The 23184-nt window shown below is 67.8% G+C and carries 35 protein-coding genes; 3 read left to right on the forward strand and 32 right to left on the reverse strand.

Annotated features, from left to right (window positions below):
- Positions 1-62: 62 nt before the first annotated feature.
- The gene (locus tag IT072_RS16085; RefSeq protein ID WP_442786772.1) at positions 63-362 is read left to right on the forward strand and encodes a helix-turn-helix domain-containing protein; all 300 of its coding nucleotides are present in this window, start codon (positions 63-65) and stop codon (positions 360-362) included.
- Positions 359-1630 carry a type II toxin-antitoxin system HipA family toxin gene (locus IT072_RS16090; RefSeq protein WP_223357856.1) on the forward strand — a complete coding sequence of 424 codons (1272 nt, stop codon included), beginning with the start codon at positions 359-361 and terminating at the stop codon, positions 1628-1630. The genes IT072_RS16085 and IT072_RS16090 overlap by 4 nt, the downstream gene beginning before the upstream one ends.
- 1 nt (position 1631) lies before the next feature.
- On the opposite strand, the gene glmM is transcribed toward IT072_RS16090, so the two are convergent.
- The 4 genes from glmM to truA all read right to left on the reverse strand — a co-directional run bounded on the left by glmM (position 1632) and on the right by truA (position 5122).
- Positions 1632-2993, reverse strand: coding sequence for a phosphoglucosamine mutase (gene glmM / locus IT072_RS16095; protein ID WP_223357857.1), 1362 nt, complete (start codon positions 2991-2993; stop codon positions 1632-1634).
- Positions 2994-3020: 27 nt separating this feature from the next.
- Positions 3021-3533: a 30S ribosomal protein S9 gene (gene rpsI / locus IT072_RS16100; protein WP_374758250.1), complete on the reverse strand. Its 513-nt coding sequence runs from the start codon at positions 3531-3533 to the stop codon at positions 3021-3023.
- 48 nt (positions 3534-3581) lie between these two features.
- Positions 3582-4028, reverse strand: coding sequence for a 50S ribosomal protein L13 (rplM, locus tag IT072_RS16105; RefSeq protein ID WP_223357858.1), 447 nt, complete (start codon positions 4026-4028; stop codon positions 3582-3584).
- A 227-nt stretch (positions 4029-4255) separates the two neighbouring features.
- A complete protein-coding gene (truA, locus tag IT072_RS16110) occupies positions 4256-5122 on the reverse strand; it encodes a tRNA pseudouridine(38-40) synthase TruA (RefSeq protein ID WP_223357859.1) in 867 nt (288 codons plus the stop codon).
- A 143-nt stretch (positions 5123-5265) separates the two neighbouring features.
- Here truA and IT072_RS16115 point away from each other — a divergent pair, with 143 nt between their 5' ends.
- Positions 5266-7215: an acyltransferase family protein gene (locus tag IT072_RS16115; RefSeq protein ID WP_223357860.1), complete on the forward strand. Its 1950-nt coding sequence runs from the start codon at positions 5266-5268 to the stop codon at positions 7213-7215.
- A 10-nt stretch (positions 7216-7225) separates the two neighbouring features.
- On the opposite strand, the gene IT072_RS16120 is transcribed toward IT072_RS16115, so the two are convergent.
- From IT072_RS16120 to rplD, 28 genes are all read right to left on the reverse strand, one after another.
- Positions 7226-8269 carry a GNAT family N-acetyltransferase gene (locus tag IT072_RS16120; protein ID WP_223357861.1) on the reverse strand — a complete coding sequence of 348 codons (1044 nt, stop codon included), beginning with the start codon at positions 8267-8269 and terminating at the stop codon, positions 7226-7228.
- A gap of 73 nt (positions 8270-8342) precedes the next feature.
- On the reverse strand, positions 8343-8897 hold the full coding sequence (gene rplQ / locus IT072_RS16125; protein WP_223357862.1) for a 50S ribosomal protein L17: 555 nt from the start codon (positions 8895-8897) through the stop codon (positions 8343-8345).
- Between the two features lie 55 nt (positions 8898-8952).
- Positions 8953-9948 carry a DNA-directed RNA polymerase subunit alpha gene (locus tag IT072_RS16130; RefSeq protein WP_021755754.1) on the reverse strand — a complete coding sequence of 332 codons (996 nt, stop codon included), beginning with the start codon at positions 9946-9948 and terminating at the stop codon, positions 8953-8955.
- Positions 9949-10068: 120 nt separating this feature from the next.
- Positions 10069-10467 (reverse strand): 30S ribosomal protein S11, encoded by a 399-nt coding sequence (gene rpsK, locus IT072_RS16135; RefSeq protein WP_018191944.1) that lies wholly within the window; start codon positions 10465-10467, stop codon positions 10069-10071.
- A 37-nt stretch (positions 10468-10504) separates the two neighbouring features.
- Complete coding sequence (gene rpsM, locus IT072_RS16140; protein ID WP_025156616.1) at positions 10505-10879, reverse strand: 30S ribosomal protein S13; 375 nt, start codon at positions 10877-10879, stop codon at positions 10505-10507.
- Between the two features lie 156 nt (positions 10880-11035).
- Positions 11036-11149, reverse strand: a complete 114-nt coding sequence (gene rpmJ, locus IT072_RS16145) for a 50S ribosomal protein L36 (RefSeq protein ID WP_021759549.1) — start codon at positions 11147-11149, stop codon at positions 11036-11038.
- Between the two features lie 81 nt (positions 11150-11230).
- On the reverse strand, positions 11231-11452 hold the full coding sequence (gene infA, locus IT072_RS16150) for a translation initiation factor IF-1 (protein WP_011186713.1): 222 nt from the start codon (positions 11450-11452) through the stop codon (positions 11231-11233).
- A 184-nt stretch (positions 11453-11636) separates the two neighbouring features.
- Positions 11637-12467 carry a type I methionyl aminopeptidase gene (gene map, locus IT072_RS16155; RefSeq protein ID WP_223357863.1) on the reverse strand — a complete coding sequence of 277 codons (831 nt, stop codon included), beginning with the start codon at positions 12465-12467 and terminating at the stop codon, positions 11637-11639.
- Positions 12468-12475: 8 nt separating this feature from the next.
- The gene (locus IT072_RS16160; RefSeq protein WP_223357864.1) at positions 12476-13075 is read right to left on the reverse strand and encodes an adenylate kinase; all 600 of its coding nucleotides are present in this window, start codon (positions 13073-13075) and stop codon (positions 12476-12478) included.
- Positions 13072-14394, reverse strand: coding sequence for a preprotein translocase subunit SecY (gene secY / locus IT072_RS16165; RefSeq protein WP_223357865.1), 1323 nt, complete (start codon positions 14392-14394; stop codon positions 13072-13074). Before secY ends, IT072_RS16160 begins: the two co-directional genes overlap by 4 nt.
- A gap of 76 nt (positions 14395-14470) precedes the next feature.
- Positions 14471-15151 (reverse strand): 50S ribosomal protein L15, encoded by a 681-nt coding sequence (gene rplO, locus IT072_RS16170; RefSeq protein WP_223357866.1) that lies wholly within the window; start codon positions 15149-15151, stop codon positions 14471-14473.
- Positions 15151-15336 (reverse strand): 50S ribosomal protein L30, encoded by a 186-nt coding sequence (gene rpmD / locus IT072_RS16175; protein ID WP_025156611.1) that lies wholly within the window; start codon positions 15334-15336, stop codon positions 15151-15153. The genes rplO and rpmD overlap by 1 nt, the downstream gene beginning before the upstream one ends.
- Positions 15336-16043 carry a 30S ribosomal protein S5 gene (gene rpsE, locus IT072_RS16180; protein WP_021759563.1) on the reverse strand — a complete coding sequence of 236 codons (708 nt, stop codon included), beginning with the start codon at positions 16041-16043 and terminating at the stop codon, positions 15336-15338. The genes rpmD and rpsE overlap by 1 nt, the downstream gene beginning before the upstream one ends.
- Positions 16040-16411 carry a 50S ribosomal protein L18 gene (rplR, locus tag IT072_RS16185; protein ID WP_223357867.1) on the reverse strand — a complete coding sequence of 124 codons (372 nt, stop codon included), beginning with the start codon at positions 16409-16411 and terminating at the stop codon, positions 16040-16042. The genes rpsE and rplR overlap by 4 nt, the downstream gene beginning before the upstream one ends.
- A gap of 2 nt (positions 16412-16413) precedes the next feature.
- Positions 16414-16950: a 50S ribosomal protein L6 gene (rplF, locus tag IT072_RS16190; RefSeq protein WP_223357868.1), complete on the reverse strand. Its 537-nt coding sequence runs from the start codon at positions 16948-16950 to the stop codon at positions 16414-16416.
- Positions 16951-16956: 6 nt separating this feature from the next.
- Positions 16957-17355 (reverse strand): 30S ribosomal protein S8, encoded by a 399-nt coding sequence (gene rpsH, locus IT072_RS16195; RefSeq protein ID WP_223357869.1) that lies wholly within the window; start codon positions 17353-17355, stop codon positions 16957-16959.
- 112 nt (positions 17356-17467) lie between these two features.
- Positions 17468-18055 carry a 50S ribosomal protein L5 gene (gene rplE, locus IT072_RS16200; RefSeq protein ID WP_223357870.1) on the reverse strand — a complete coding sequence of 196 codons (588 nt, stop codon included), beginning with the start codon at positions 18053-18055 and terminating at the stop codon, positions 17468-17470.
- Entirely contained in the window at positions 18055-18414 is a 360-nt protein-coding gene (gene rplX, locus IT072_RS16205) for a 50S ribosomal protein L24 (RefSeq protein WP_021755778.1), read from the reverse strand. Before rplX ends, rplE begins: the two co-directional genes overlap by 1 nt.
- A gap of 3 nt (positions 18415-18417) precedes the next feature.
- Positions 18418-18786 carry a 50S ribosomal protein L14 gene (gene rplN, locus IT072_RS16210; RefSeq protein WP_223357871.1) on the reverse strand — a complete coding sequence of 123 codons (369 nt, stop codon included), beginning with the start codon at positions 18784-18786 and terminating at the stop codon, positions 18418-18420.
- Complete coding sequence (gene rpsQ / locus IT072_RS16215; RefSeq protein WP_018191959.1) at positions 18783-19088, reverse strand: 30S ribosomal protein S17; 306 nt, start codon at positions 19086-19088, stop codon at positions 18783-18785. Before rpsQ ends, rplN begins: the two co-directional genes overlap by 4 nt.
- The gene (rpmC, locus tag IT072_RS21330) at positions 19088-19423 is read right to left on the reverse strand and encodes a 50S ribosomal protein L29 (protein ID WP_327058917.1); all 336 of its coding nucleotides are present in this window, start codon (positions 19421-19423) and stop codon (positions 19088-19090) included. The genes rpsQ and rpmC overlap by 1 nt, the downstream gene beginning before the upstream one ends.
- Positions 19423-19842, reverse strand: a complete 420-nt coding sequence (gene rplP / locus IT072_RS16225; protein ID WP_021755781.1) for a 50S ribosomal protein L16 — start codon at positions 19840-19842, stop codon at positions 19423-19425. The genes rpmC and rplP overlap by 1 nt, the downstream gene beginning before the upstream one ends.
- 2 nt (positions 19843-19844) lie before the next feature.
- Positions 19845-20612 (reverse strand): 30S ribosomal protein S3, encoded by a 768-nt coding sequence (gene rpsC, locus IT072_RS16230; RefSeq protein WP_021759580.1) that lies wholly within the window; start codon positions 20610-20612, stop codon positions 19845-19847.
- On the reverse strand, positions 20612-21022 hold the full coding sequence (gene rplV, locus IT072_RS16235) for a 50S ribosomal protein L22 (RefSeq protein WP_223357872.1): 411 nt from the start codon (positions 21020-21022) through the stop codon (positions 20612-20614). Before rplV ends, rpsC begins: the two co-directional genes overlap by 1 nt.
- Before the next feature lie 25 nt (positions 21023-21047).
- Entirely contained in the window at positions 21048-21329 is a 282-nt protein-coding gene (gene rpsS / locus IT072_RS16240) for a 30S ribosomal protein S19 (RefSeq protein WP_018191964.1), read from the reverse strand.
- A 12-nt stretch (positions 21330-21341) separates the two neighbouring features.
- On the reverse strand, positions 21342-22181 hold the full coding sequence (gene rplB, locus IT072_RS16245) for a 50S ribosomal protein L2 (RefSeq protein ID WP_223357873.1): 840 nt from the start codon (positions 22179-22181) through the stop codon (positions 21342-21344).
- Between the two features lie 24 nt (positions 22182-22205).
- Positions 22206-22505 carry a 50S ribosomal protein L23 gene (gene rplW, locus IT072_RS16250; RefSeq protein WP_223357874.1) on the reverse strand — a complete coding sequence of 100 codons (300 nt, stop codon included), beginning with the start codon at positions 22503-22505 and terminating at the stop codon, positions 22206-22208.
- Positions 22505-23179 carry a 50S ribosomal protein L4 gene (gene rplD / locus IT072_RS16255; RefSeq protein ID WP_223357875.1) on the reverse strand — a complete coding sequence of 225 codons (675 nt, stop codon included), beginning with the start codon at positions 23177-23179 and terminating at the stop codon, positions 22505-22507. Before rplD ends, rplW begins: the two co-directional genes overlap by 1 nt.
- Between the last annotated feature and the right edge of the window lie 5 nt (positions 23180-23184).

The raw sequence follows: 23184 nt of genomic DNA on the forward strand, positions 1-23184 counted from the left end.
ACTAAAATACCCACTAAGCCGATTAAGGGCGAGTATAGTATTCCCTAATCGTCGAGAGGGGAATGGTGGTCAGTCAGCAACCCGCCAAGGTCATGCGCGCGGCGAAGGAGATCGGCGACGATTTCGCCGGCTGGCGCAAGATCCTCGGCCTGACCGCACAGCAAGTGGCGGAACGTGCCGACATCACACGGGACACTCTGCGCAAGCTCGAGCACGGCGACCCGACCGTCGGCTTCCACGTCGTGCTCCGCGTCGCTCGGGCTCTCGGGATCCTCGACACCTTGACCGAAGCTGTGGATCCGCTCGGCACCGATCTGGGTCGCGCCCGCGCAGGCCTCCTCGATCGACAGCGCGTGCGATGACGCACTACGAGGTACTACAGGTGCACGTGGAACTCGCCGGGGCGACGGTCCTCGTCGGACGGGCGCAATTCCATCGCGGTCGCGGCGCGCTCGCATCGACGACATTCCAATACGACCCGGACTTCCTCTCCAAGCCGCACTCGTACCCGATCGATCCGGCGTTCCCCCTGGCCTCTGGGACGCACTACGTGCAAGGCCTGCCCGGAGCGTTCACCGACTCCGCGCCGGACCGCTGGGGACGCACCCTCCTCGCGAAGCGAGAACGTGCCCTCGCTCGGAAGGATTCGCGCCGCGCACAGGAACTCGACGATGTCGACTACCTGAGCGGCGTCGGTGACATCACGCGCCAGGGCGCGTTGAGGTTCCGTGTCGACGACGAATCGGCATTCCTCGACCCGGACCACACCGTGCCGCGGCTCTTGCAATTGCCGACGCTTCTCCATTCTGCGGATCTCGCCGCACAGGACGGTGACGATCTCGCAGCGGTGAAAACTCTGCTCGATGCGGGGACAGGATCGCTTGGCGGCGCGCGCCCCAAGGCCGCCGTCCTTGGTGAGGACGGCCGACAGCTCATCGCGAAGTTTCCGCACCATGAAGACGACTGGGATGTGATGGCCTGGGAGGCGACCGCCCTCGACCTCGCCGCAGCCGCAGGCGTCGCCGTCCCCATCCATCGACTCGTTCGCATCGATGGCCGTCATCTTCTGCTGCTCGACCGGTTCGACCGCACCTTGGGGATCTCGGTCGACCGTCCCGGGCGGATCGGGTACATCAGCGCGATGACGCTGTTGGGGCGCCGCGCCGGTGACGGCGGCGACTACATCGACATCGCCGAGAGCGTGGAGGAGGTCAGCGACGGCCCGACCGACGACGCCCTTCAGCTCTTCCGTCGCGCCGCCGTCAACGTCGGGCTCAACAACACGGACGATCACCTGCGCAACCACGGGCTGCTTCGCCGACGAGCGGGATGGTCGCTCTCGCCGGCCTTCGATATCAATCCGAATCCCACCACCCGTGCCCGGCAGACATCCATCGCCGGCGCCGACCGCCCATCGGACGAGGCGGCCGGGATGCTCGAACTCGCACGTGCGTGTCGGCTCCAGCCGGACGACGTGCGGCGGGAACTGGGTCGGATCATGGACGCAGTGTCGGACTGGCGCGCCACCGCCTCCCGTAATGCCGTTCCGCCGTCCGAACTGATGCGGTTCGAGGACAGCTTCACTACGGGTCTCGCCGTGCTGACGGACGCTCGGTCGCTGGCCCGCTAGCTCAGACCGTCAGCCGCTCGCGGACGACGTCGGCGAGCTCGTTGGCGAGGCGCTCGGCCGTGGACTGGTCCGCGGCCTCGACCATGACACGGACCAGGGGTTCGGTGCCCGAGGGGCGCAGGAGCACGCGTCCGGAGTCGCCGAGCGACTGCTCGGCAGAGGCGACCGCCGCCTTGAGCTTCTCGTCGGTGTGCACGGCGTGGTGGTCCACGCCCTTCACGTTCACCATCACCTGCGGGTAGACGGTCATGGCCTTCGCCAGCTCGGACAGCGGCTTGCGCTGGCGAGCCATCTCGCTGAGGATGTGGAGCCCGGTGAGGATGCCGTCGCCGGTGGTCGCGAACTCGCTCATGATGACGTGGCCCGACTGCTCGCCGCCGAGGGAGTAGCCGTTCTTGTTCATCTCCTCGAGCACGTAGCGATCGCCGACCGCGGTCTCGACGACGCGGATGCCGGCGTCGCGCATCGCGAGCTTCAGTCCGAGGTTGCTCATGACGGTGGCGACGAGGGTGTTGTCCGTGAGCTTGCCGCGCTCCTTCATGCCGAGCGCGAGGATCGCCATGATCTGGTCTCCGTCGACCACATTGCCGTCGGCGTCGATGGCGAGGCAGCGGTCGGCGTCCCCGTCGTGGGCGATGCCGACATCGGCGCCTGCGGCGAGGACCGCTTCCGCGAGCTTGTCGAGGTGCGTGGAGCCGACACCGTCGTTGATGTTCATACCGTCCGGCGCGTCGCCGATGACGGTGACGCGGGCGCCCGCGTCGGTGAAGACCTCGGGCGAGATGCCCGCGGCCGCGCCGTGGGCGCAGTCGAGCACGACGTGGATGCCGTCGAGCCGGTGCGGGAGACTCGCCAGGAGGTGGAGGACGTAGCGGTCCTCCGCGTCCGCGAAGCGGCGGATACGGCCGACATCGGCGCCGGTCGGGGTGAGCTTCTCGAGATCGAGGTGCTCCTCGATCCGGTTCTCGACCACGTCCGGCAGCTTGGTGCCGCCCCGGGCGAAGATCTTGATGCCGTTGTCGGGCGCGGGGTTGTGCGAGGCGGACACCATCACACCGAAGTCGGCGTCGAAGTCGGCGATGAGGAAGGCGGTGGCGGGGGTCGGGATGACGCCCGCGTCCAGCACGTCGATGCCCGAGCTGGCGAGGCCCGCGGCGACCGCCGCAGACAGGAATTCGCCCGAGACGCGAGGGTCGCGGGCGACGATCGCCGTCGGCCGTTTGCCGGCGGCACGCCGTGCCTCCGCGCTGCGGCCTCGCGTCAGGACAGCAGCAGCTGCCTGAGCGAGGCCGAGCGCGAGGTCGGCGGTGAGGCTACCGTTGGCGAGTCCGCGGACTCCATCGGTTCCGAAGAGACGTGGCATGACGGCAGCCTAGACGCTCGGTGTCGCTTAGCGCTTGGAGAACTGCGACGCCTTGCGGGCCTTCTTGAGACCGGCCTTCTTGCGCTCGGTGACGCGCGCGTCACGGGTGAGGAAGCCGGCCTTCTTCAGGGTCGGACGGTTGTTGTCGCGGTCGATCTCGTTGAGCGCACGCGCGATGGCCAGACGCAGCGCGCCGGCCTGACCCGAGGGGCCGCCGCCGGTGATGCGGGCGACGACATCGTAGGAGCCGAGCAGGTCGAGGACCTTGAACGGGTCGTTGATGAGCTGCTGGTGCAGCTTGTTCGGGAAGTAGTCGGCGAACTCACGGCCGTTGACCGTGATGGTGCCGGAGCCGGGGACCAGGCGCGCACGCGCGATGGCCTCCTTGCGGCGGCCGACGGCGCCGCCGGAAACGGAGAGGACGGCGCGCGGAGCGGCCGGGGCCTCGGTGGCCGGGGTCTCGGTCGAGTAGGACTCGACGTTCTCGGCCTGGACGTTCTCGGCCTGGGCCGAGTCGATGCTGTCTGCGATCTTCGCCACGGTGGTGATAATCCTTTGTCTCTGTCAGTCGTGAAGGTCTGGGATCGCCTACTGGGCGACCTGGCCGAGCGTGTACGGCTTCGGCTGCTGGGCGGCGTGCGGGTGCTCGCTTCCGGTGTAGACCTTCAGCTTGCGGAGCTGGGCGCGACCGATGGAGTTCTTCGGGAGCATGCCACGGACGGCCTTCTCGACGGCGCGGATCGGGTTCTTCTCCAGGAGCTCGGAGTAGGTGGTGGCCTTGAGGCCGCCCGGGTAGCCCGAGTGGCGGTAAGCCTTCTTCTGCTCGGCCTTCTGGCCGGTCAGCGCGACCTTGTCCGCGTTGATGATGATGACGAAGTCGCCCGAGTCGAGGTGCGGGACGAACGTCGCCTTGTGCTTGCCGCGGAGGAGGGCGGCGGTGTGGCTGGCGAGACGGCCGAGCACGACGTCGGTCGCGTCGATGACGACCCAGTCGCGCTGGATCTCGTCTGCCTTCGGGGAGTAAGTGCGCGTCACAGTAGTGGCTGCTTTCTGTATCGAACGGAGGAGTTCGTGAATCCCACTCCGTGGGGGTTCTCGTCTCGACGAGACGGGAACCGTGCCGGTGGAGGGCTCACGTTCGCGTGCCGCACCGCAGGAGGCGCGGACACCAAGGGTCAATACTACGCGACACGCCCGGAGGCGGTCAAACCGATGCGCCCCGCGGTGGGCCGGACAAGTCGCCGTCCGGCGACCCCAGCGCCTCAGAGGGAGCGGAGCGCCCGTGTCTGCTCCGCCCGGAGCGCCAGCTCCGCCGGGTTCGGGTAGCCGACCTCCAGCAAGGTGAGACCGCGCGCGGGCATGACCTTGAACGCGCTGGTGCGCAGGTGCTCATCGCGGAGCGCGACGAGGTCTGCGGGCTCGAGCTTGCCCTCGCCGACCTCGACGCAGGCGCCGACGAGGGCGCGCACCATGCTGTGACAGAACGCGTCTGCGACGACCTCGCCCACGAGCACGCCGTCCGCGTCGCGGCGCCAGGAGAACGCCTGGAGCGTGCGGATCGTCGTCGCGCCTTCACGCGCCTTGCAGTAGCTGGCGAAGTCGTGGAGCCCCAGGAGCCCGTGCGCCGCCGTGTCCATCCGGGTCGCGTCCAGCTCGGACGACACCCAGGCGATGCGGTGCCGCTGCAGCGGGTCACGCACGGCCGCGCGGTCGGCGACGCGGTACTCGTACCGTCGCCACACCGCCGAGAAGCGGGCGTCGAATCCGACGGGGGCCTCGCTCGCCGCGCGGACGACCACGTCCGGGACCGGCCCGAGGATGCCGTTGATCCTCCGCGCGAGTGCCTCGTGCGCCGGGAGCGGCGGCCGCTTGCCGTGCGGCTTGCGCAGCACGGCGACCTGCTCGGGCGCGAGATCGACGTGAGCGACCTGCCCGAGGGCGTGCACCCCCGCGTCCGTGCGGCCCGCGACCGTCAGGGTGGGGGCCTCCCCCGCACGCCGGAAGATGGTCGCGAGCGCCTCCTCCAGCACCCCCTGGACGGTGCGGAGCCCCGGTTGCCTGCCCCACCCGTTGAAGTCCGTGCCCTGATAGGCGATGTCGAGCCGGAAGCGCGTCGCCAGTTCGGTCATCCCTCGATTCTAGGGAGCGCGCGGAGTCGGCGGCACGCCTTCCGGCGTGAGCCGGCTGTCAGCGGCGATTGCTATCGTGGGCGCTTCCGTGCCGCAGCGGCACGGCCGTATCCGCCCCGCCCGCCGACCGCCCCGAGAGTGCTGTGCCCCTCCTGACCGTCCATCCCGTCGTGACCGACCGGCGGCCGTCGCCGCCCGCGTCCGGGCCCGCCGCCGGACCGATCCGGTACGCGGGACTGGACGGGCTGCGCGCCTTCGCGGTCGCCGTCGTGCTCGTGTACCACCTCTTCCCCGGCGTGCTGCCGGGCGGATTCATCGGCGTCGACGTGTTCTTCGTCATCAGCGGCTTCCTCATCACGAGCCTGCTCGTGCGGGAGCGGAGCGCGACAGGCCGGATCGACCTGCGGCGGTTCTGGATCCGGCGGGCGCGCCGCCTCCTGCCGGCGATCGCCCTTCTGGTCGTCGTCTGCTCCCCCGTCGCACTCGCGATCGGCGGCGACGTGCTGGTGGGGCTCCCCCGGCAGATCCTCGGCGCCCTCACGTTCAGCGCCAACTGGCTGTCGATCGCGGCGGACGCCAGCTACTTCGCCCAGGGGGCGCCGGAGCTGTTCCGCAATCTCTGGTCCCTCGCCGTCGAGGAGCAGTTCTATCTGGTGTGGCCGCTCGTCCTGCTCGCACTGGCGCTCCTGCGGCCGTGGTGGGCGCGGCTCTCGCTCATCCTCGCCGCCGCGGTCGCGTCCGCCGTGTGGATGGGCGTGCTCTATACGCCCGGAGACGACCCGACCCGCGTCTACTTCGGCTCGGACACCCACAGCTTCGGGCTCGCCCTCGGTGCCGCCCTCGCGATCCTGGTCGCGCGGATGCGGCCGGTCGACCTCGACGCGGGAGAGACCGCCCTGCAGGCGTTCGCCCGTCGCTGGCTGCCGCCGCTCGGCGCCCTCTCGGTGCTCGGTCTGGTCGTGTGCGCCTACGCGATGACCTCCGACGCGGCGTTCACGTACCGCGGAGGGCTGCCCATCGTCAGCCTCCTCAGCGCGATCGCGCTCTGGGCGGCGATCGTCCCCCGCTCCTCCCTCGGTCGCACACTCGACCTCGCCCCGCTGCGATTCGTCGGGGCCCGTTCGTATGGTCTCTACCTCTGGCACTGGCCGGTTTTCGTGCTCGCGTGCGCCTTCGTGCCCGACGAGCACGAGCCCGTCGCTGCGCTGCTCGTCGGCACCGGCTCCCTCGCCGTCTCCGCCGCTGCAGCCCTCCTGTCGTACCGGTACCTGGAGCAGCCCATCCGCCGGCACGGCCTGGCGGGCGCGCTCCGCCGCGCCCGGGCGCGGATGCGCGCGTCCCGCGCGGGGACGACGGCGGGGTTCGCCGGCCTGGCCGTGGCCGGGCTCCTCGTCGCCGGAACGGTGGCCGCGATGGTCGTCGCCCCGGCGGCGACGGACGCCCAGCGGATGATCGAGGACGGCGCCGCGTCGTTGAACGGCTCGCCGAGCGCGGGAGCCGCGACGCCCGTTCCCTCCGCCCCGACCCTCCGGGTGCCGCCGGACCCGCACCCGATCGCGCAGGGACCCGACATCTCCGCCTTCGGGGACTCGGTCATGCTCGCCTCCGCCCCGGCACTGCAGGAGACCTACCCGGGTATCGCCGTCGACGCCGTGGTCTCGCGCCAGATGAGCAAGGCTCCGGAGGTGGTCGCCGCCGCCGCGTCTGCAGGCACTCTGCGGAAGGTCGTCGTGATCGGGCTCGGGACGAACGGCCCGATCTCCGGTGGCACGCTGGAGGGCGTGCTCGACGCGATCGGCCCCACGCGCTCGCTCGTGCTGGTCAACGTGCAGGCGCCCCGCTCGTGGACGGACGGGGTCGACGCCGCACTCGACGCGTTCGCGGCCGCGCATCCGGCACGGGTCGTCATCGCGGACTGGAAGGGCACGATCGCGGGGCACCTCGATCTGCTGGCCGACGACCAGATCCACCCGGGACATCGCGGCGGCCTGCTCTACGCGCAGGCGCTCGGCGACGCCCTCCACACGCTCGCCGAGCGATCGACCATCCGCCCGGCGAACCCGTGGGACAAGGCCGGCCCCCGACCGCAGTGACGACCGCGGGTCAGTACACTCGCACCAGACCGGTCTCGCGTGTCGTGGTCACGAAACCGAGACGCGTGTAGAGGCCGAGTGCGCCCGTGGGGTTCTCGGCGTCCACGTCGAGCGTGACCCTCTCCCAGCCGCGGTCGGCGCACGCCTGGAGCGTCGCGGACAGCAGTGCCGGAGCGATCCGGCGTCCGCGGTGCGCCCTCGTCGTTCCGAGCGCGGCGACGTACGCGCCCGTGAAGCCCTGCGCGGTCCAGTCCTCCTCATTGACCTGGCTCAGCACGACGCCGGCCACCTCGTCGCCGTCCGCGCCCGCAGCGAGCGCCACGAACGACAGATCGGCGCGGAAACTGCCGCCGATGAACGCCTTCCATTGCTCGTCGCTCATCGGCTGGCTGCCCCAATGGTCGCCGAAGGCGTCGTCGCGCGCGCGGTGGGCGGCCTCCGAGAGCTCGGGAGCGAAGGGGACGATCCGCACCTCGCCGGAGGGAATCACCGCCGGAATCGGCTCCGAGAGGTCGCGCTCGAGGGCGAGGAAGTAGCGAACGGGCTCGAGTCCGCCCGCGCGCAGAAGCCGTTCGCGCCGCGGCGCACGCTCGTCCGCATAGCCCACGATCCAGCCGGGCAGCCGTTCGTCCGACGCGGCCAGCTTCTGCTCCGCCCGCGCGAGCTGCCAGGCGAGCAGCTCCCGGCCGATCCCGCGTCCGGCGAAGTCGGGATGCAGACCGCCTCTGAGGAACTCACGGACGAGCGTCTCCTTGCGCGGAGGCTCGACCACGAGCACCGCTGCGATCACGCGTCCGTCCGCCGTCTCGGCGAGCAGGCTGTCACGCTCGAGGTCGACGAAGCTGTACCCGAGCTCCTCCGCCACCTCCTCGCGCGTGGCGATGTAGTTCGGGTGTTCCGCGGCGTCGGTCGCCTTCGCGATCTCCCACACCGCGTCGATGTCGTCGACGGACGCCGGTCGCCAGCGCGCGACGAGTGGATGACGCGGAGTGTAGTCGGGCGGAGCGGTCAGCCGCTCTCTCAGCGGAAGCAGGATCTCGTCGTTCTGGTGCATCCTGCCAGCCTACAAAGCGGAAGACCCCGCCTCCCAGAGGGGTGCGGGGTCTTCCGTACAGGATGCGAGAGACTTACGCCTTCTCGGCCTCCGCTTCGGCGGTGGTCTCCTCGGCGCTGACCTCGGCGTCGCCGGTCGCCTCCTCGACGACCTCGGCCTCGGCGACGGCGGTCTCCTCGGCGGCTGCGTCCTCGGCCGGGGCCTCCTCGACCGGAGCGGCCTTCGGAGCGGCGGACGTGGCGGCCTTGGCCGGCTTCGCCTTCGGGGTGACGGGCTCGAGGACGAGCTCGATCTGCGCCATGGGCGCGTTGTCACCCTTGCGGTAGCCGAGCTTGGTGATGCGGGTGTAGCCGCCCTCACGCTCGGCGACCAGCGGCGCGATCTCCGTGAAGAGCTCGTGGACCACGGACTTGTCGCCGATCACAGCGAGCACGCGACGGCGCGCGTGCAGGTCGCCGCGCTTCGCGAACGTGATGAGACGCTCGGCGTAGGGACGAAGGCGCTTGGCCTTGGTCTCGGTGGTCTTGATGCTCTTGTGCGTGAACAGCGCGGCAGCCAGGTTGGCGAGCAGCAGACGCTCGTGCGCGGGACCGCCTCCGAGGCGGGGGCCCTTGGTGGGCTTAGGCATGATCGGTTATCTCCAGTTGTGAAAAAGTCGAAAGGCTTGTCGGTGAGACGAGGCCTCAGATGGTGGACTCGTCCTCTTCGTACCCGCTGTAGAAGTGGGCGCCGTCGAACCCGGGGACCGAGTCCTTCAGCGACAGCCCCATCTCCGTCAGCTTGTCCTTGACCTCATCCACCGACTTCTGACCGAAGTTGCGGATGTTCATGAGCTGCGTCTCCGACAGCGAGACGAGCTCGCTCACGGTGTTGATGCCCTCGCGCTTGAGGCAGTTGTACGAGCGGACCGACAGGTCGAGGTCCTCGATCGGCATCGAGAGCTCGGAGCTGAGGACCTGGTCGACCGGCGCGGGGCCGATCTCGATGCCCTCGGCGGCGCTGTTGAGCTCGCGTGCCAGACCGAACAGCTCGACCAGCGTGCGACCGGCGGACGCGATCGCGTCGCGCGGGCTGATCGCCGGCTTGGTCTCGACGTCGACGACCAGACGGTCGAAGTCGGTGCGCTCACCGGCACGGGTGGCCTCGACGCGGTAGGTGACCTTGAGCACCGGCGAGTAGATCGAGTCGATCGGGATCTGGCCCGCCTCGCTGTACTCGTTGCGGTTCTGCTGGGCCGACACGTAGCCGCGGCCGCGCTCGATGGTGAGCTCGACCTCGAACTTCGCCTTGTCGTTGAGGGTCGCGATGACCAGCTCGGGGTTGTGGATCTCCACGCCGGCCGGAGCCGAGATGTCGGCCGCGGTGACCTGGCCGGCGCCGGTCTTGCGCAGGTAGGCCGTGATCGGCTCGTCGTGCTCGCTCGACACCACGAGACCCTTGATGTTCAGGATGATCTCGGTGACGTCTTCCTTCACACCCGGGACGGTGCTGAACTCGTGCAGCACGCCGTCGATGCGGATGCTGGTGACAGCGGCACCGGGGATGGAGGAGAGCAGGGTGCGACGGAGCGAGTTGCCGAGGGTGTAGCCGAAGCCGGGCTCCAGCGGCTCGATGACGAACCGGGAACGGAACTCGGAGATGTTCTCTTCGGTGAGCGTAGGACGCTGTGCAATGAGCACTGTTGATTCCTTTCGGCTAAGTGTCCGCTATATGACACTTGCGTTGAGTGAGGTGGTGTTCGTCACGCCGTCAGGCGGCGGCCCGGATGGACCGCCGCCTGACGGGCGACGTGAAGAGAACTAGACGCGGCGACGCTTCGGCGGGCGGCAGCCGTTGTGCGCCTGCGGGGTGACGTCGTTGATCGAGCCCACCTCGAGGCCGGCGGCCTGGAGCGAGCGGATCGCCGTCTCGCGACCCGAACCCGGGCCCTTGACGAAGACGTCGACCTTCTTCATCCCGTGCTCCTGCGCCTGGCGGGCGGCCGACTCGGCGGCCAGCTGCGCGGCGAACGGGGTCGACTTGCGGGAGCCCTTGAAGCCCACGCCACCGGACGACGCCCAGCTGATGACCGCACCGGTGGTGTCGGTGATCGAGACGATCGTGTTGTTGAACGTGCTCTTGATGTGGGCCTGGCCCACAGCGATGTTCTTCTTTTCCTTCTTGCGCGGCTTGCGAGCGGCCGACTTGGGTGCTGCCATTTCTTCTCCTGAATCCTAAGAGCTTGGGCCGCGGGCCTTAGCGCGCCTTCTTCTTGCCGGCCACGGTGCGCTTCGGACCCTTGCGGGTGCGAGCGTTGGTCTTGGTGCGCTGGCCGCGGACCGGGAGGCCCTTGCGGTGGCGGATGCCCTCGTAGCTGCCGATCTCGACCTTGCGGCGGATGTCGGCGGCGACCTCACGGCGGAGGTCACCCTCGACCTTGAAGTTGCCCTCGATGTAGTCGCGGAGCGCGACGAGCTGCTCGTCGGTCAGGTCCTTGACGCGGATGTCGCCCGAGATCTCGGTCTCGGCGAGCGTCTTGAGCGCGCGCGTGCGCCCGACGCCGTAGATGTAGGTGAGTGCGACCTCCACGCGCTTCTCGCGCGGGATGTCGACGCCTGCTAGACGTGCCATGTGTTGGCTTCTCCTGTGATGAGTGGAGGTCTGCAGCGATCCCGGTGCCCCGGCCTCCTCCGAGGGTGTCCCCCGCGCCCGTCGGACGGACGCGGGATCTGGGATCGCCTGTGTTCTCGATATTCGGTTATGAGAGCTGCGAGCAGCTCGCGTTCATCAGCCCTGGCGCTGCTTGTGACGCGGGTTCTCGCAGATGACCATGACCCGTCCGTTGCGACGGATGACCTTGCACTTGTCGCAGATCTTCTTGACGGAAGGCTTGACCTTCATAGTGTTTCTTTACCTTTGTTCGCTGTCCTCGTACCTCACCCGGGGCTACCCGGTGGTGAGGCCGTTACTTACAGCAGACCTTTACTTGTAGCGGTAGACGATCCGGCCGCGGGTCAGATCGTAGGGGCTCAGCTCCACGATCACGCGGTCCTCGGGGAGGATGCGGATGTAGTGCTGACGCATCTTGCCGGAGATGTGGGCAAGAACCTTGTGACCGTTGGTGAGCTCCACGCGGAACATCGCGTTGGGGAGCGCCTCGATCACAGATCCTTCGATCTCGATGACACCGTCTTTTTTGGCCATAGCCTCACTGTCGCTAAAAGTAGTGGTTTGCTGGTCGTGCGTTGACTGATGTCGGGCATGCGGAAAACGTGCCCAAGACACCAAGGATCAATCTTATGGGATCAGCGCGCATTTCGCCAACCGAGGGTCTATGATCCCGCCCCGCTCACAGCGAACGCGGCGACGGAGGCGCAGCAGCGGTCTCTCACGCGAGGGGAGTCGGCGTGATCCCGAACGGCGCGAGGCCCTCGGCACCGCCGTCAGCGGCCGTCAGCACCCAGATCCCGCCCGCGTGGACGGCCACACTGTGCTCCCAGTGCGCGGCGGCCAGCCCGTCCTCCGTGGCGACCGTCCAGCCGTCGTCCTTCACGTAGGTGTCCTGGTCGCCGAGAACCACCATCGGCTCGATCGCGACGACGAGACCGGGCTTGACCTCCGGACCCTTCGCACGCACACGATAGTTGAACACCGGCGGATCCTCGTGCATGCGGCGCCCGATGCCGTGGCCGATGTAATCGGTCAGGATGCCGTAATCGCCCTGCGACAGGATGTGGTCCTCGATCGCCTCGCCGACCTCGTTGAGGTGGCGGGCGCTCGCCAGCCGCGCGATTCCGTGCCACAGCGACTGCTCGGTCACATCCGACAGCTTCTGCCGTTCGGCGACGAGCTCCGGGCGGGCCGGATCGGGCAGCACGAACGTGCGCGCGGCGTCGCCGTTCCAGCCGTCGAGGATCGCACCGCTGTCGACCGACACGATGTCGCCGGGCTGCAGCACACGGGCACCGGGGATGCCGTGCACGACCTCGTCGTTGACCGACGCGCAGATGGTGTGGTGGTAGCCCTGCTCCAGCTTGAAGTTCGGCCGGCCGCCGGCCTCCTCGATCGCGTGCTCCGCGATCGCATCGAGCTCGAGCGTCGTCATTCCCGCGGCCACCGCCGCGGCGACCGCATCCAGAGACGCCGATGTCGCCCGGCCCGGCGCCACCATGAGGCGGAGCTGGGCGGGCGACTTGTAGATCGACCGCTTGAAGACCATGGGACGGGCTACGCCACCGTCTCGGAGATCGGCTCGATGCCCCGCTCGGCGAGCGCCGACCGGACGCGGGCCGCGACCTCGTCGATCCCGCCGAGACCGTCGACCTCCACCAGAAGACCGCGCGTGCGGTAGACGTCGACGAGCGGCGAGGTCTCACGCAGGTAGACCTCCTGGCGGTGCCGGATCGCGTCCTCGGAGTCGTCGGCCCGGCCCTGCTCGAGTGCGCGCTTGGTCAGCCGTGCGACGATCTCGTCCTGATCCGCGACGAGCTGGATCACAGCGTCGAGCTTCTGCCCCTGTGCCGCCAGCATCTCGTCGAGGTAGTCGACCTGGGCCAACGTGCGGGGGTAGCCGTCCAGCAGGAACCCGTTCGCCGCGTCGTCCTCCCCCAGGCGGTCGGTGACCAGCTGGTTGGTGAGGCTGTCCGGGACATAGTCGCCCGCGTCGACGATCGCCTTGACCTGGAGGCCGAGCGGCGTCTCGTTCTTGATGTTGGCGCGGAAGATGTCGCCCGTCGAGATGTCGGGGATCCCGTAAGCGGTCGTGATGCGGGAGGCCTGAGTGCCCTTCCCCGCTCCGGGAGGTCCGACGATCAGTAGACGGGTCAACGCAGAAGCCCTTCGTAGTGTCGCTGCTGGAGCTGCGAGTCGATCTGCTTGACCGTCTCGAGTCCGACACCGACGATGATCAGGATGGACGTGCCGCCGAACATGAAGTTCTGACTCGCCCCGATCAGGGCGAACGCCGCCAGCGGAATCAGGGCGATGAGGCCGAGGTAGATCGAGCCGGGCAGCGTGACGCGGGTCAGGACGTAGTCGAGGTACTCGGCGGTCGGGCGCCCGGCGCGGATACCGGGGATGAAGCCGCCGTACTTCTTCATGTTGTCCGCGACCTCCTCCGGGTTGAACGTGATGGCCACGTAGAAGTACGTGAAACCGACGATCAGGAGGAAGTACAGGAGCATGTAGAGCGGGTGGTCGCCCTTGGTGAGGTAGTTCGTGATCCAGGTCACCCACGGCGCCGGAGCCTTACCGGCGGCCGGCTGGTTGAACTGCGCGATCAGGGCGGGGAGGTACAGCAGCGACGAGGCGAAGATCACGGGCACCACACCGGCCATGTTCACCTTGATCGGGATGTAGGTGTTGTTGCCGCCGTACGTGCGCCTGCCGACCATCCGCTTCGCGTACTGCACAGGGATGCGCCGCTGCGACTGCTCGACGAAGACGACGGCCGCCACGATCAGGAGTCCGATCGCGATGACGACGATGAGGATCTCGATGCCCTGCGACTGGGCGATGGCCCAGAGCGAGTTCGGGAACTGCGCGGCGATCGAGGTGAAGATGAGGAGGGACATGCCGTTGCCGATGCCGCGCTCGGTCACGAGCTCGCCCATCCACATGATGAGGCCGGTACCGGCGGTCATGGTGACGACCATGAGCATGATCGCGTACCACGAGTCGTCCGTGATGAGCTGCGTGCACTGAGAGACGGCGGTGGTGCCGAACAGCGCGCCGGAGCGGGCGACGGTGATGAGGGTCGTCGACTGGAGGACGCCCAGGGCGATGGTGAGGTAACGCGTGTACTGCGTCAGCTTGGCCTGACCGGCCTGACCCTCCTTGTAGAGGGTCTCGAAGCGCGGGATGACCACGCGCAGGAGCTGCACGATGATCGACGCCGTGATGTACGGCATGATGCCGAGCGCGAAGATCGACAGCTGGAGGAGTGCACCGCCGGAGAACAGGTTCACGAGCGAGTAGAGACCCGACGTGTCCTGGTTCGCGTTCAGACAGGTCTGCACGTTGCCGAAGTCGACGAACGGCGCGGGGATGAACGACCCCAGCCGGAACAGGGCGATGATGCCCAGGGTGAAGGCGATCTTCCGGCGGAGGTCCGGGGTGCGGAAGATCCGCGCGACGGCGCTAAACAAAGTGCGTCCTGCTTCCTGTAAGAGTCAGTCGGGTGGCCGGTCCTCCGGCCACCCGACTGCGCTGCTTTACGGGTGGTTACTTGATGGAGCCACCAGCGGCGACGATCTTCTGCTCAGCAGAGCCGGAGACCTTGTCGACCGCAACGTTCAGCTTAACCGCAATGTCCCCGTTACCGAGAACCTTGACCTTCTCGTTCTTGCGCACCGCACCCTTGGCGACCAGGTCGGCGACCGTGACGTCACCACCGGACGGGTACAGCTCGGCGAGCTTCTCCAGGTTCACGACCTGGTACTCGACGCGGAACGGGTTCTTGAAACCGCGCAGCTTCGGCGTCCGCATGTGGAACGGAAGCTGGCCGCCCTGGAACCCGGGACGGACCTGGTAGCGGGCCTTCGTACCCTTGGTACCGCGGCCGGCTGTCTTACCCTTGGAACCCTCACCGCGTCCGACGCGGGTCTTGTCCTTCTTGGCACCCGCGGCCGGGCGGAGGTGGTGCACCTTCAGGACCTGCTCGCGGGGCTCCGCGACGTCCTTCTTGGGAGCGGCCTTCTTCGCGGCCGGCTTGGCGGCGACGGTGTCGTCGCTCGTCGAGGCGGCGGCCTTGTCGGCAGCGGCCTTCGCCGGAGCCTTCTTCGCGGTGCTGGTCTTCTTCTCGGCAGCCGGCTTCTCGGCGGCCTTGGTGCTTGCCGCCTTGGTGGCGGGCTTCTTGGCGGCCGGCTTCTCGGCAGCCTCGTTGTTCGGCTTGTCGTCAGCCATTAGTCAATCTCCTCGACCTTCACCAGGTGAGCGACGGTCTTGACGTACCCGCGGTTCTGCGGGGTGTCCTCACGGACGGTCACGTCGCCGATGCGCTTCAGTCCCAGACTGCGCAGCGTGTCGCGCTGGTACTGCTTCTCGCTCACTTTCGACTTGATCTGCGTGATCTTCAGACGCGCAGCCATCAGGCACCTGCCTTCGCGGTAGCGGCGGCCTCAGCCGCACGGGCCTCGATCTGCAGCAGCTTCTCGGGCGCGACACGGTCGTAGTCCAGGCCGCGACGGGCGGCGACGGCACGCGGCTCTTCGAGCTGCTTGAGCGCCTCCACCGTCGCGTGGACGATGTTGATCGTGTTCGACGAGCCGAGCGACTTGCTGAGGACGTCGTGGATGCCGGCGCACTCCAGGACGGCGCGCACCGGACCACCGGCGATGACACCGGTACCGGCGGCGGCCGGACGGAGGAGGACCACACCGGCGGCCGCCTCACCCTGCACGGGGTGCGGGATGGTGCTGCCGACGCGCGGGACGCGGAAGAAGTTCTTCTTCGCCTCCTCGACACCCTTCGAGATCGCGAGGGGGACCTCGCGGGCCTTGCCGTAGCCGACGCCCACCAGCCCGTTGCCGTCGCCGACGACGACGAGCGCGGTGAAGCTGAAGCGACGACCGCCCTTGACGACCTTCGACACGCGGTTGATGGTCACGACGCGCTCGAGGAACTGGCTCTTGTCGGCGTCCCGGCTGCCGCGGTCGCGGTTGGGGTTGCGCTCCCGGCCACCTCGACGAGGCTCACGCTCGTTCGAGTTCTTGGTCGAGGCTGCGGTCTCGACCGGCTGCGCGGTCTCCACGGCCTGCTCTGCCACGGTCTGCTCCTTGTTGTTTTCGTCGCTCACAGGTTCAATCCACCCTCTCGAGCTCCCTCGGCGACAGCCGCGACGCGACCGGCGTACTTGCTGCCACCGCGGTCGAACACGACGGCCTCGACACCGGCGCTCTTCGCGCGCTCGGCGACGAGCTCGCCGACCTTGCGGGCCTTGGCGGTCTTGTCACCGTCGAAGCCGCGCAGGTCCGCCTCCATGGTCGACGCGGACGCGAGGGTGTGACCCTGCGCGTCGTCGACGACCTGGACGAAGACGTGGCGAGCGGAACGGGTCACGACCAGGCGGGGCCGGGACGCGGTACCCGCGATCTTCTTGCGAAGACGCGAGTGACGGCGATCGCGGGCGGCCGCCTTGCTCTTTCCTCTGGTACCCAGAGCCATGATTACTTACCAGCCTTTCCGGCCTTGCGACGGACGACCTCGCCGGCGTAGCGCACACCCTTGCCCTTGTACGGCTCGGGCTTGCGGATCTTGCGGATGTTGGCGGCGACCTCGCCGACGGCCTGCTTGGAGATGCCGCTGACGGTCAGCTTGTTGTTGCCCTCGACCGTGAACGTGATGCCCGCAGGCGGCTCGACCGTCACCGGGTGCGAGAAGCCGAGCGCGAACTCGACGGCCGCACCCTTCTGCGCGACGCGGTATCCGGTGCCGACGATCTCGAGGCCCTTGGAGTAGCCCTCGGTGACGCCGATGATGATGTTGTTGATCAGGGTGCGGGTCAGGCCGTGGAGCGAACGCGAAGCGCGCTCGTCGTCCGGACGGGTGACCAGGACCTGGCCCTCCTCGAGCTTGACCTCGATCGGGCTGGCGACGGTGAGGCTGAGCTCGCCCTTCGGGCCCTTGACGGTGACGGCCTGGCCGTCGATCTTCACATCAACGCCCGCGGGGACGTCGATGGGCAGTCTTCCAATACGCGACATGGCGGGTTACCACACGTAGGCGAGGACTTCCCCACCCACGCCCTTCTTCTCAGCCTCACGGTCCGTCAGAAGGCCGGAGGAGGTGGACAGGATGGCGACGCCGAGCCCGCCGAGCACCTTGGGGAGCTCCGTGGACTTCGCGTAGACGCGAAGGCCGGGCTTCGAGACGCGCTTGATACCGGCGATGGAACGCTCGCGGTTCGGACCGAACTTGAGCTGCAGGGTCAGCGTCTTGCCGACGCGGGCGTCGGCGACGTCCCAGCCCGAGATGTAGCCCTCGGTGGTGAGGATCTCGGCGATGTGGGCCTTGAGCTTCGAGTGCGGCATCGACACGGTGTCGTGGTGCGCCGAGTTCGCGTTGCGCAGTCTGGTCAGCATGTCTGCGACCGGATCTGTCATTGTCATTGCGGTTTTCCTTCGTACACCAGGTTTCGTTCAGCCGTTACACGACTGACGACCTGTGGTGGAAGTGGGCCGGCCGGGACGGCCGGCCCACAAAGAGAGAAGCCTACTAGCTTTAGTTGGCCGTCTCAGCCGAACGGAACGGGAAGCCGAGCTGCTTCAGGAGCGCGCGACCCTCCTCGTCGTTCTTGGCGGTGGTCACGACCGTGATGTCCATACCGCGGACGCGGTCGATCCGGTCCTGGTTGATCTCGTGGAACATCGACTGCTCCGTGAGACCGAACGTGTAGTTGCCGTTCCCGTCGAACTGCTTGTCCGACAGACCGCGGAAGTCGCGGATACGGGGCAGGGCGAGGGACAGCAGGCGGTCGAGGAACTCCCACATGCGGTCGCCGCGCAGCGTGACGTGCGCGCCGATCGGCTGGCCCTCGCGCAGCTTGAACTGCGCGATGGACTTGCGGGCCTTGGTGACCTGCGGCTTCTGGCCGGTGATGAGCGTGAGGTCTGCGACCGCGCCATCGATGACCTTGCCGTCGCGGGCCGCCTCGCCGACACCCATGTTGACGACGATCTTCACCAGACCGGGCACCTGGTGCACGTTGGTGAAGCCGAAGCCGCCCTGGAGCTGCTTGGCGATCTCGGTCTTGTACTTCTGCTTGAGGCGGGGCTGGATTTTGCCAGACTCCACTGCAGTGTCAGTCATTACAGGTCCTTACCAGACTTCTTGGCGTAACGAACGCGGACCGTCTTGGTGACGCCGTCCTTCGTAACGGTCTCGGTGCGGAAGCCGACGCGGGTCGGCTTCTTGGTCTCGGGGTCGACCAGGGCCACGTTGGAGACGTGGATCGAGGCCTCGTGGGTCTCGATGCCGCCGGTCTTCGTGCCACGCTGCGTCTGGCCGACGCGGACGTGCTTGGTGACGAAGTTGACGCCCTCGACGATCACGCGGTTCTTCTCGACCAGGACCTCGATGACACGACCCTGCTTGCCGCGGTCACCACCACGGGCCTGCGAGCGGCCCGTGATGACCTCGACGAGGTCGCCCTTCTTGATGTTCGCCATGGCTTACAGCACCTCCGGAGCGAGCGAGATGATCTTCATGAACTTCTTGTCGCGGAGCTCACGGCCGACCGGCCCGAAGATGCGGGTGCCACGGGGGTCACCGTCGTTCTTCAGGATGACGGCGGCGTTCTCGTCGAACTTGATGTACGAGCCGTCCTGGCGGCGGGTGTTCTTCCGCACGCGGACGACGACCGCCTTGACGACGTCGCCCTTCTTGACGTTGCCGCCGGGGATCGCGTCCTTGACCGTGGCGACGATGACGTCGCCGAGGCCGGCGTAGCGACGGCTCGAACCGCCGAGCACACGGATGGTCAGGAGCTCCTTCGCACCGGTGTTGTCGGCGACCTTGAGTCGGGATTCCTGCTGAATCACTTGGCCTTCTCCAGAATCTCAACCAGGCGCCACCGCTTGCTGGCGCTCAGGGGGCGGGTCTCGTTGATGAGGACGAGGTCGCCGATGCCGGCGGTGTTGTTCTCATCGTGCGCCTTCACCTTGGAGGTGCGGCGGATGACCTTGCCGTACAGGGGGTGCTTCACGCGGTCCTCGACCTCGACGACGATGGTCTTGTCCATCTTGTCGCTGACGACGTAGCCGCGGCGGGCCTTGCGGTACCCGCGGACGAGGGCCTCGTCGGCCGCCGACTCCGCGGCCGCGGCCTTGGTGGTCTCAGCCATTACTTGGCCTCCTCAGTCTCGTTCTCGGCGACCTCGGCGGCCGCGGGGGCCTCCTTCTTCGCCTTGCTGCTCTTCTTGGCGGCCTTCGCGTCAGCGACCTCGGCGGGAGCCGGGGTGGCGCGGATGCCGAGCTCGCGCTCGCGGATGACCGTGTAGATGCGAGCGATGTCGCGCTTCACGGCGCGCAGGCGGCCGTGGCTCTCGAGCTGGCCGGTGGCCGACTGGAAGCGCAGGTTGAACAGCTCCTCCTTGGCCTTCTTCAGCTCGTCGACCAGACGGTCGTCTTCGAAAGTGTCGAGCTCGCTCGGGGCGAGCTCCTTGGAACCGATCGCCATTACGCGTCGCCCTCCTCGCGCTTGATGATGCGTGCCTTGAGGGGCAGCTTGTGGATTGCACGGGTCATGGCCTCGCGGGCGAGGTCCTCGGAGACGCCCGAGACCTCGAAGAGAACGCGACCCGGCTTGACGTTGGCGACCCACCACTCGGGCGAACCCTTACCGGAACCCATTCGGGTCTCGGCCGGCTTCTTCGTGAGCGGACGGTCGGGGTAGATGTTGATCCACACCTTGCCGCCACGCTTGATGTGACGCGTCATGGCGATACGAGCGGACTCGATCTGACGGTTGGTCACATAAGCGGGCGTCAGGGCCTGGATGCCGAACTCGCCGAAGGAGACCTTCGTGCCGCCGGTCGCCTGGCCGCTACGGCCGGGGTGGTGCTGCTTGCGGTGCTTGACTCTGCGTGGGATCAACATGGTTATGCCTCAACTCCTGCTGCGGCCGGCGCGGTCTCCGCGGCGGGGGCGTTGCCCCGGCCACCGCGACGCGGGCGGTCGTTGCGCTCGCGCGACGGCTTGGCGTTCGCCTGCTCGCGAGCCAGTTCCTTGTTCGTGATGTCGCCCTTGTAGATCCACACCTTGACACCGATGCGACCGAAGGTGGTCTTGGCCTCGTAGAAGCCGTAGTCGATGTTGGCGCGGAGCGTGTGGAGCGGCACCCGGCCTTCGCGGTAGAACTCCGAGCGGCTCATCTCGGCGCCGCCGAGACGGCCGGACACCTGGATGCGGACACCCTTGGCGCCGGCGCGCTGGGCGCCCTGCAGGCCCTTGCGCATCGCGCGGCGGAACGCCACACGTGCGGCGAGCTGCTCGGCGATGCCCTGGGCGACGAGCTGAGCGTCGGCCTCGGGGTTCTTGACCTCGAGGATGTTCAGCTGGATCTGCTTGCCCGAGAGCTTCTCGAGGTCGGCGCGGATGCGCTCGGCCTCGGCGCCACGACGACCGATCACGATGCCCGGACGGGCCGTGTGGATGTCCACGCGGACGCGGTCACGGGTGCGCTCGATCTCGATGCGGGACACGCCCGCGCGGTCGAGCGACGTCTTGAGCAGCGTGCGGATCTTGACGTCCTCGGCGAGGTAGTCGCTGTAGCGCTGACCCTTCTTCGTGCTGTCCGAGAACCAGCGCGACACGTGGTCGGTGGTGATCCCGAGACGGAAGCCGTAGGGGTTTACTTTCTGGCCCATTAGTTGCTCCCCTTCTTCACGGCGTTTGCCTTGGTAGCGGGCTTGGCGTCCTCGACCTCATCCGGCGTCGCGAGGACGATCGTGATGTGGCTGGTGCGCTTGTTGATGCGGAAGGCCCGACCCTGTGCGCGCGGCTGGAACCGCTTGAGGGTGGTGCCCTCGTCCACGAAGGCGCGGCTCACGTAGAGGTCCTGCTCGTCCAGGTAGGTGTTGGACTGGTCCGCCTTGACGCGCGCGTTGGCGATGGCCGACGCGACCAGCTTGTACACCGGCTCGCTCGCGCTCTGCGGCGCGAACTTCAGGATGGCCAGGGCCTCCTGAGCCTGCTTGCCGCGGATCAGGTTGACGACGCGGCGGGCCTTCATGGGGGTGACGCGGATGTGTCGCACGCGTGCGATCGACTCCACCATTTCTCTCCTCCTTTTCGCCTCCGCGTTAGCGGCGGCGACCCTTCTTGTCGTCCTTCACGTGGCCGCGGAAGGTACGCGTCGGCGCGAACTCGCCGAGCTTGTGACCGACCATGGTCTCGGTGACGAACACCGGGATGTGCTTGCGACCGTCGTGCACCGCGATGGTGTGACCCAGCATGGCCGGGACGATCATCGAGCGGCGCGACCAGGTCTTGATCACGTTCTTGCTGTTGGCCTCGTTCGCGGCGACCACCTTGCGAAACAGGTGCTCGTCGACGAAGGGGCCCTTCTTGAGACTGCGTGGCATCTTCTCGAACTCCTACTTGCGCTTCTTGCCGGCGTTGCGGCGGCGAACGATGAGCTTGTCGCTCTCCTTGTTGGGGTGACGCGTGCGGCCTTCCTTCTGGCCCCACGGGCTGACCGGGTGGCGACCACCGGAGGTCTTGCCCTCACCACCACCGTGCGGGTGGTCGATCGGGTTCATCGCGACACCGCGGACGGTCGGGCGGACGCCCTTCCAGCGCATGCGGCCGGCCTTGCCCCAGTTGATGTTCGACTGCTCGGCGTTGCCGACCTCGCCGATGGTCGCGCGGCAGCGCGCATCGACGTTGCGGACCTCGCCCGAGGGGAGACGCAGCTGGGCGTAGGGGCCGTCCTTCGCGACGAGACGCACCGAGGCGCCCGCCGAACGTGCCATCTTCGCGCCGCCGCCCGGCTTGAGCTCGATCGCGTGGATGACCGTACCGGTGGGGATGTTGCGAAGGGGCATGTTGTTGCCCGGCTTGATGTCCGAGCCGGCGCCCGACTCGACGATGTCGCCCTGCTTGAGGCCCTGCGGCGCCAGGATGTAGCGCTTGGTGCCGTCCACGAAGTGGAGCAGCGCGATGCGAGCGGTGCGGTTGGGGTCGTACTCGATGTGCGCGACCTTGGCGTTCACGCCGTCCTTGTCATTGCGACGGAAGTCGATGACGCGGTACTGGCGCTTGTGGCCACCACCGATGTGACGGGTCGTGATGCGGCCCTGGTTGTTGCGGCCACCGGTCTTCGACAGCGGACGGAGAAGGGACTTCTCCGGGGTCGAGCGGGTGATCTCGGCGAAGTCGGCGACCGAGGAGCCGCGACGACCGGGGGTCGTGGGCTTGTAATTGCGAATAGCCATGTCTGTCTTCCTCTAGTCCTTCGCTCAGCCGACGGCCGTGAAGATGTCGATGGAACCGGACTTCAGCGTGACGATCGCGCGCTTGGTGTCCTTGCGCTTGCCGATGCCGAAGCGGGTGCGACGGGTCTTGCCCTGGCGGTTCAGGGTGTTGATCGACGCGACCTCGACCTTGAAGATCGACTCGATGGCGAGCTTGATCTCGGTCTTGTTCGAACGCGGGTCGACGAGGAAGGTGTACTTGCCCTCGTCGATCAGGCCGTAGCTCTTCTCAGAGACGACCGGGGCGATGATGACGTCGCGCGGGTCCTTGTTCAGGGCGGCCATTACGCGTTCACCTCTTCCTTGCTCGACGCCGTCTTCGCGGCGATCTGCGTCTTCGATGCGATGAAGGCCTCGAGCGCGGCCTGGGTGAAGACGATGTCGTCGCTCACCAGCACGTCGTAGGCGTTCAGCTGGTCGTAGGTCAGCACGTGCACGTTGCGCACGTTGCGGACGCTCTTGAAGCCGTTGGCGTCATCGCGTTCGAGCACGACGAGGACGTGCTTCGAGGTCGCGATGCCGTCGAGCAGCTCGACGACGGCCTTGGTCGAGGGGGCCTCGCCGGCCGTGAGCGCCTGGACGGCGTGGAGGCGGCTGCCGCGGGCGCGGTCCGAGAGAGCGCCGAGCAGAGCAGCGGCGATCATCTTCTTCGGGGTGCGCTGCGAGTAGTCGCGCGGGGTCGGTCCGTGGACGATGCCACCACCGGTCATCTGAGGGGCGCGGATCGAGCCCTGACGAGCGCGGCCGGTCCCCTTCTGCTTGAACGGCTTGCGGCCGGCGCCGGAGACCTCGCCACGACCCTTGACCTTGTGGGTGCCCTGACGCGCGGCGGCGAGCTGGGCGGTGACCACCTGGTGGATCAGCGGGATGTTGGTCTGGACGTCGAACAGGGCCTCGGGGAGCTCGATGGAGCCGGCCTTCTTGCCCTTGAGGTCGAGGACGTCAATCGAGGTAGCCATTTACC

This window comes from Leifsonia sp. ZF2019 (assembly GCF_019924635.1).
GTDB lineage: Bacteria > Actinomycetota > Actinomycetes > Actinomycetales > Microbacteriaceae > Leifsonia.

Excerpts from the sequence above, each read along its gene's own strand:
- IT072_RS16085 (WP_442786772.1), top strand. The coding sequence starts at position 63 with ATGGTGGTCAGTCAGCAACCCGCCAAGGTCATGCGCGCGGCGAAGGAG.
- IT072_RS16090 (WP_223357856.1), top strand. The coding sequence starts at position 359 with ATGACGCACTACGAGGTACTACAGGTGCACGTGGAACTCGCCGGGGCG.
- glmM (WP_223357857.1), bottom strand. The coding sequence starts at position 2,993 with ATGCCACGTCTCTTCGGAACCGATGGAGTCCGCGGACTCGCCAACGGT.
- truA (WP_223357859.1), bottom strand. The coding sequence starts at position 5,122 with ATGACCGAACTGGCGACGCGCTTCCGGCTCGACATCGCCTATCAGGGC.
- IT072_RS16120 (WP_223357861.1), bottom strand. The coding sequence starts at position 8,269 with ATGCACCAGAACGACGAGATCCTGCTTCCGCTGAGAGAGCGGCTGACC.
- rplQ (WP_223357862.1), bottom strand. The coding sequence starts at position 8,897 with ATGCCTAAGCCCACCAAGGGCCCCCGCCTCGGAGGCGGTCCCGCGCAC.
- rpsK (WP_018191944.1), bottom strand. The coding sequence starts at position 10,467 with ATGGCAGCACCCAAGTCGGCCGCTCGCAAGCCGCGCAAGAAGGAAAAG.
- rpsM (WP_025156616.1), bottom strand. The coding sequence starts at position 10,879 with ATGGCACGTCTAGCAGGCGTCGACATCCCGCGCGAGAAGCGCGTGGAG.
- rpmJ (WP_021759549.1), bottom strand. The coding sequence starts at position 11,149 with ATGAAGGTCAAGCCTTCCGTCAAGAAGATCTGCGACAAGTGCAAGGTC.
- infA (WP_011186713.1), bottom strand. The coding sequence starts at position 11,452 with ATGGCCAAAAAAGACGGTGTCATCGAGATCGAAGGATCTGTGATCGAG.
- map (WP_223357863.1), bottom strand. The coding sequence starts at position 12,467 with ATGGTCTTCAAGCGGTCGATCTACAAGTCGCCCGCCCAGCTCCGCCTC.
- rplO (WP_223357866.1), bottom strand. The coding sequence starts at position 15,151 with ATGGCTGACGACAAGCCGAACAACGAGGCTGCCGAGAAGCCGGCCGCC.
- rpmD (WP_025156611.1), bottom strand. The coding sequence starts at position 15,336 with ATGGCTGCGCGTCTGAAGATCACGCAGATCAAGTCGAAAGTGAGCGAG.
- rplR (WP_223357867.1), bottom strand. The coding sequence starts at position 16,411 with ATGGCTCTGGGTACCAGAGGAAAGAGCAAGGCGGCCGCCCGCGATCGC.
- rplF (WP_223357868.1), bottom strand. The coding sequence starts at position 16,950 with ATGTCGCGTATTGGAAGACTGCCCATCGACGTCCCCGCGGGCGTTGAT.
- rpsH (WP_223357869.1), bottom strand. The coding sequence starts at position 17,355 with ATGACAATGACAGATCCGGTCGCAGACATGCTGACCAGACTGCGCAAC.
- rplE (WP_223357870.1), bottom strand. The coding sequence starts at position 18,055 with ATGACTGACACTGCAGTGGAGTCTGGCAAAATCCAGCCCCGCCTCAAG.
- rplX (WP_021755778.1), bottom strand. The coding sequence starts at position 18,414 with ATGGCGAACATCAAGAAGGGCGACCTCGTCGAGGTCATCACGGGCCGC.
- rpsQ (WP_018191959.1), bottom strand. The coding sequence starts at position 19,088 with ATGGCTGAGACCACCAAGGCCGCGGCCGCGGAGTCGGCGGCCGACGAG.
- rpmC (WP_327058917.1), bottom strand. The coding sequence starts at position 19,423 with ATGGCGATCGGTTCCAAGGAGCTCGCCCCGAGCGAGCTCGACACTTTC.
- rplP (WP_021755781.1), bottom strand. The coding sequence starts at position 19,842 with ATGTTGATCCCACGCAGAGTCAAGCACCGCAAGCAGCACCACCCCGGC.
- rpsC (WP_021759580.1), bottom strand. The coding sequence starts at position 20,612 with ATGGGCCAGAAAGTAAACCCCTACGGCTTCCGTCTCGGGATCACCACC.
- rplV (WP_223357872.1), bottom strand. The coding sequence starts at position 21,022 with ATGGTGGAGTCGATCGCACGCGTGCGACACATCCGCGTCACCCCCATG.
- rpsS (WP_018191964.1), bottom strand. The coding sequence starts at position 21,329 with ATGCCACGCAGTCTCAAGAAGGGCCCCTTCGTCGACGAGCACCTGTTT.
- rplB (WP_223357873.1), bottom strand. The coding sequence starts at position 22,181 with ATGGCTATTCGCAATTACAAGCCCACGACCCCCGGTCGTCGCGGCTCC.
- rplW (WP_223357874.1), bottom strand. The coding sequence starts at position 22,505 with ATGGCCGCCCTGAACAAGGACCCGCGCGACGTCATCATCGCCCCGGTC.
- rplD (WP_223357875.1), bottom strand. The coding sequence starts at position 23,179 with ATGGCTACCTCGATTGACGTCCTCGACCTCAAGGGCAAGAAGGCCGGC.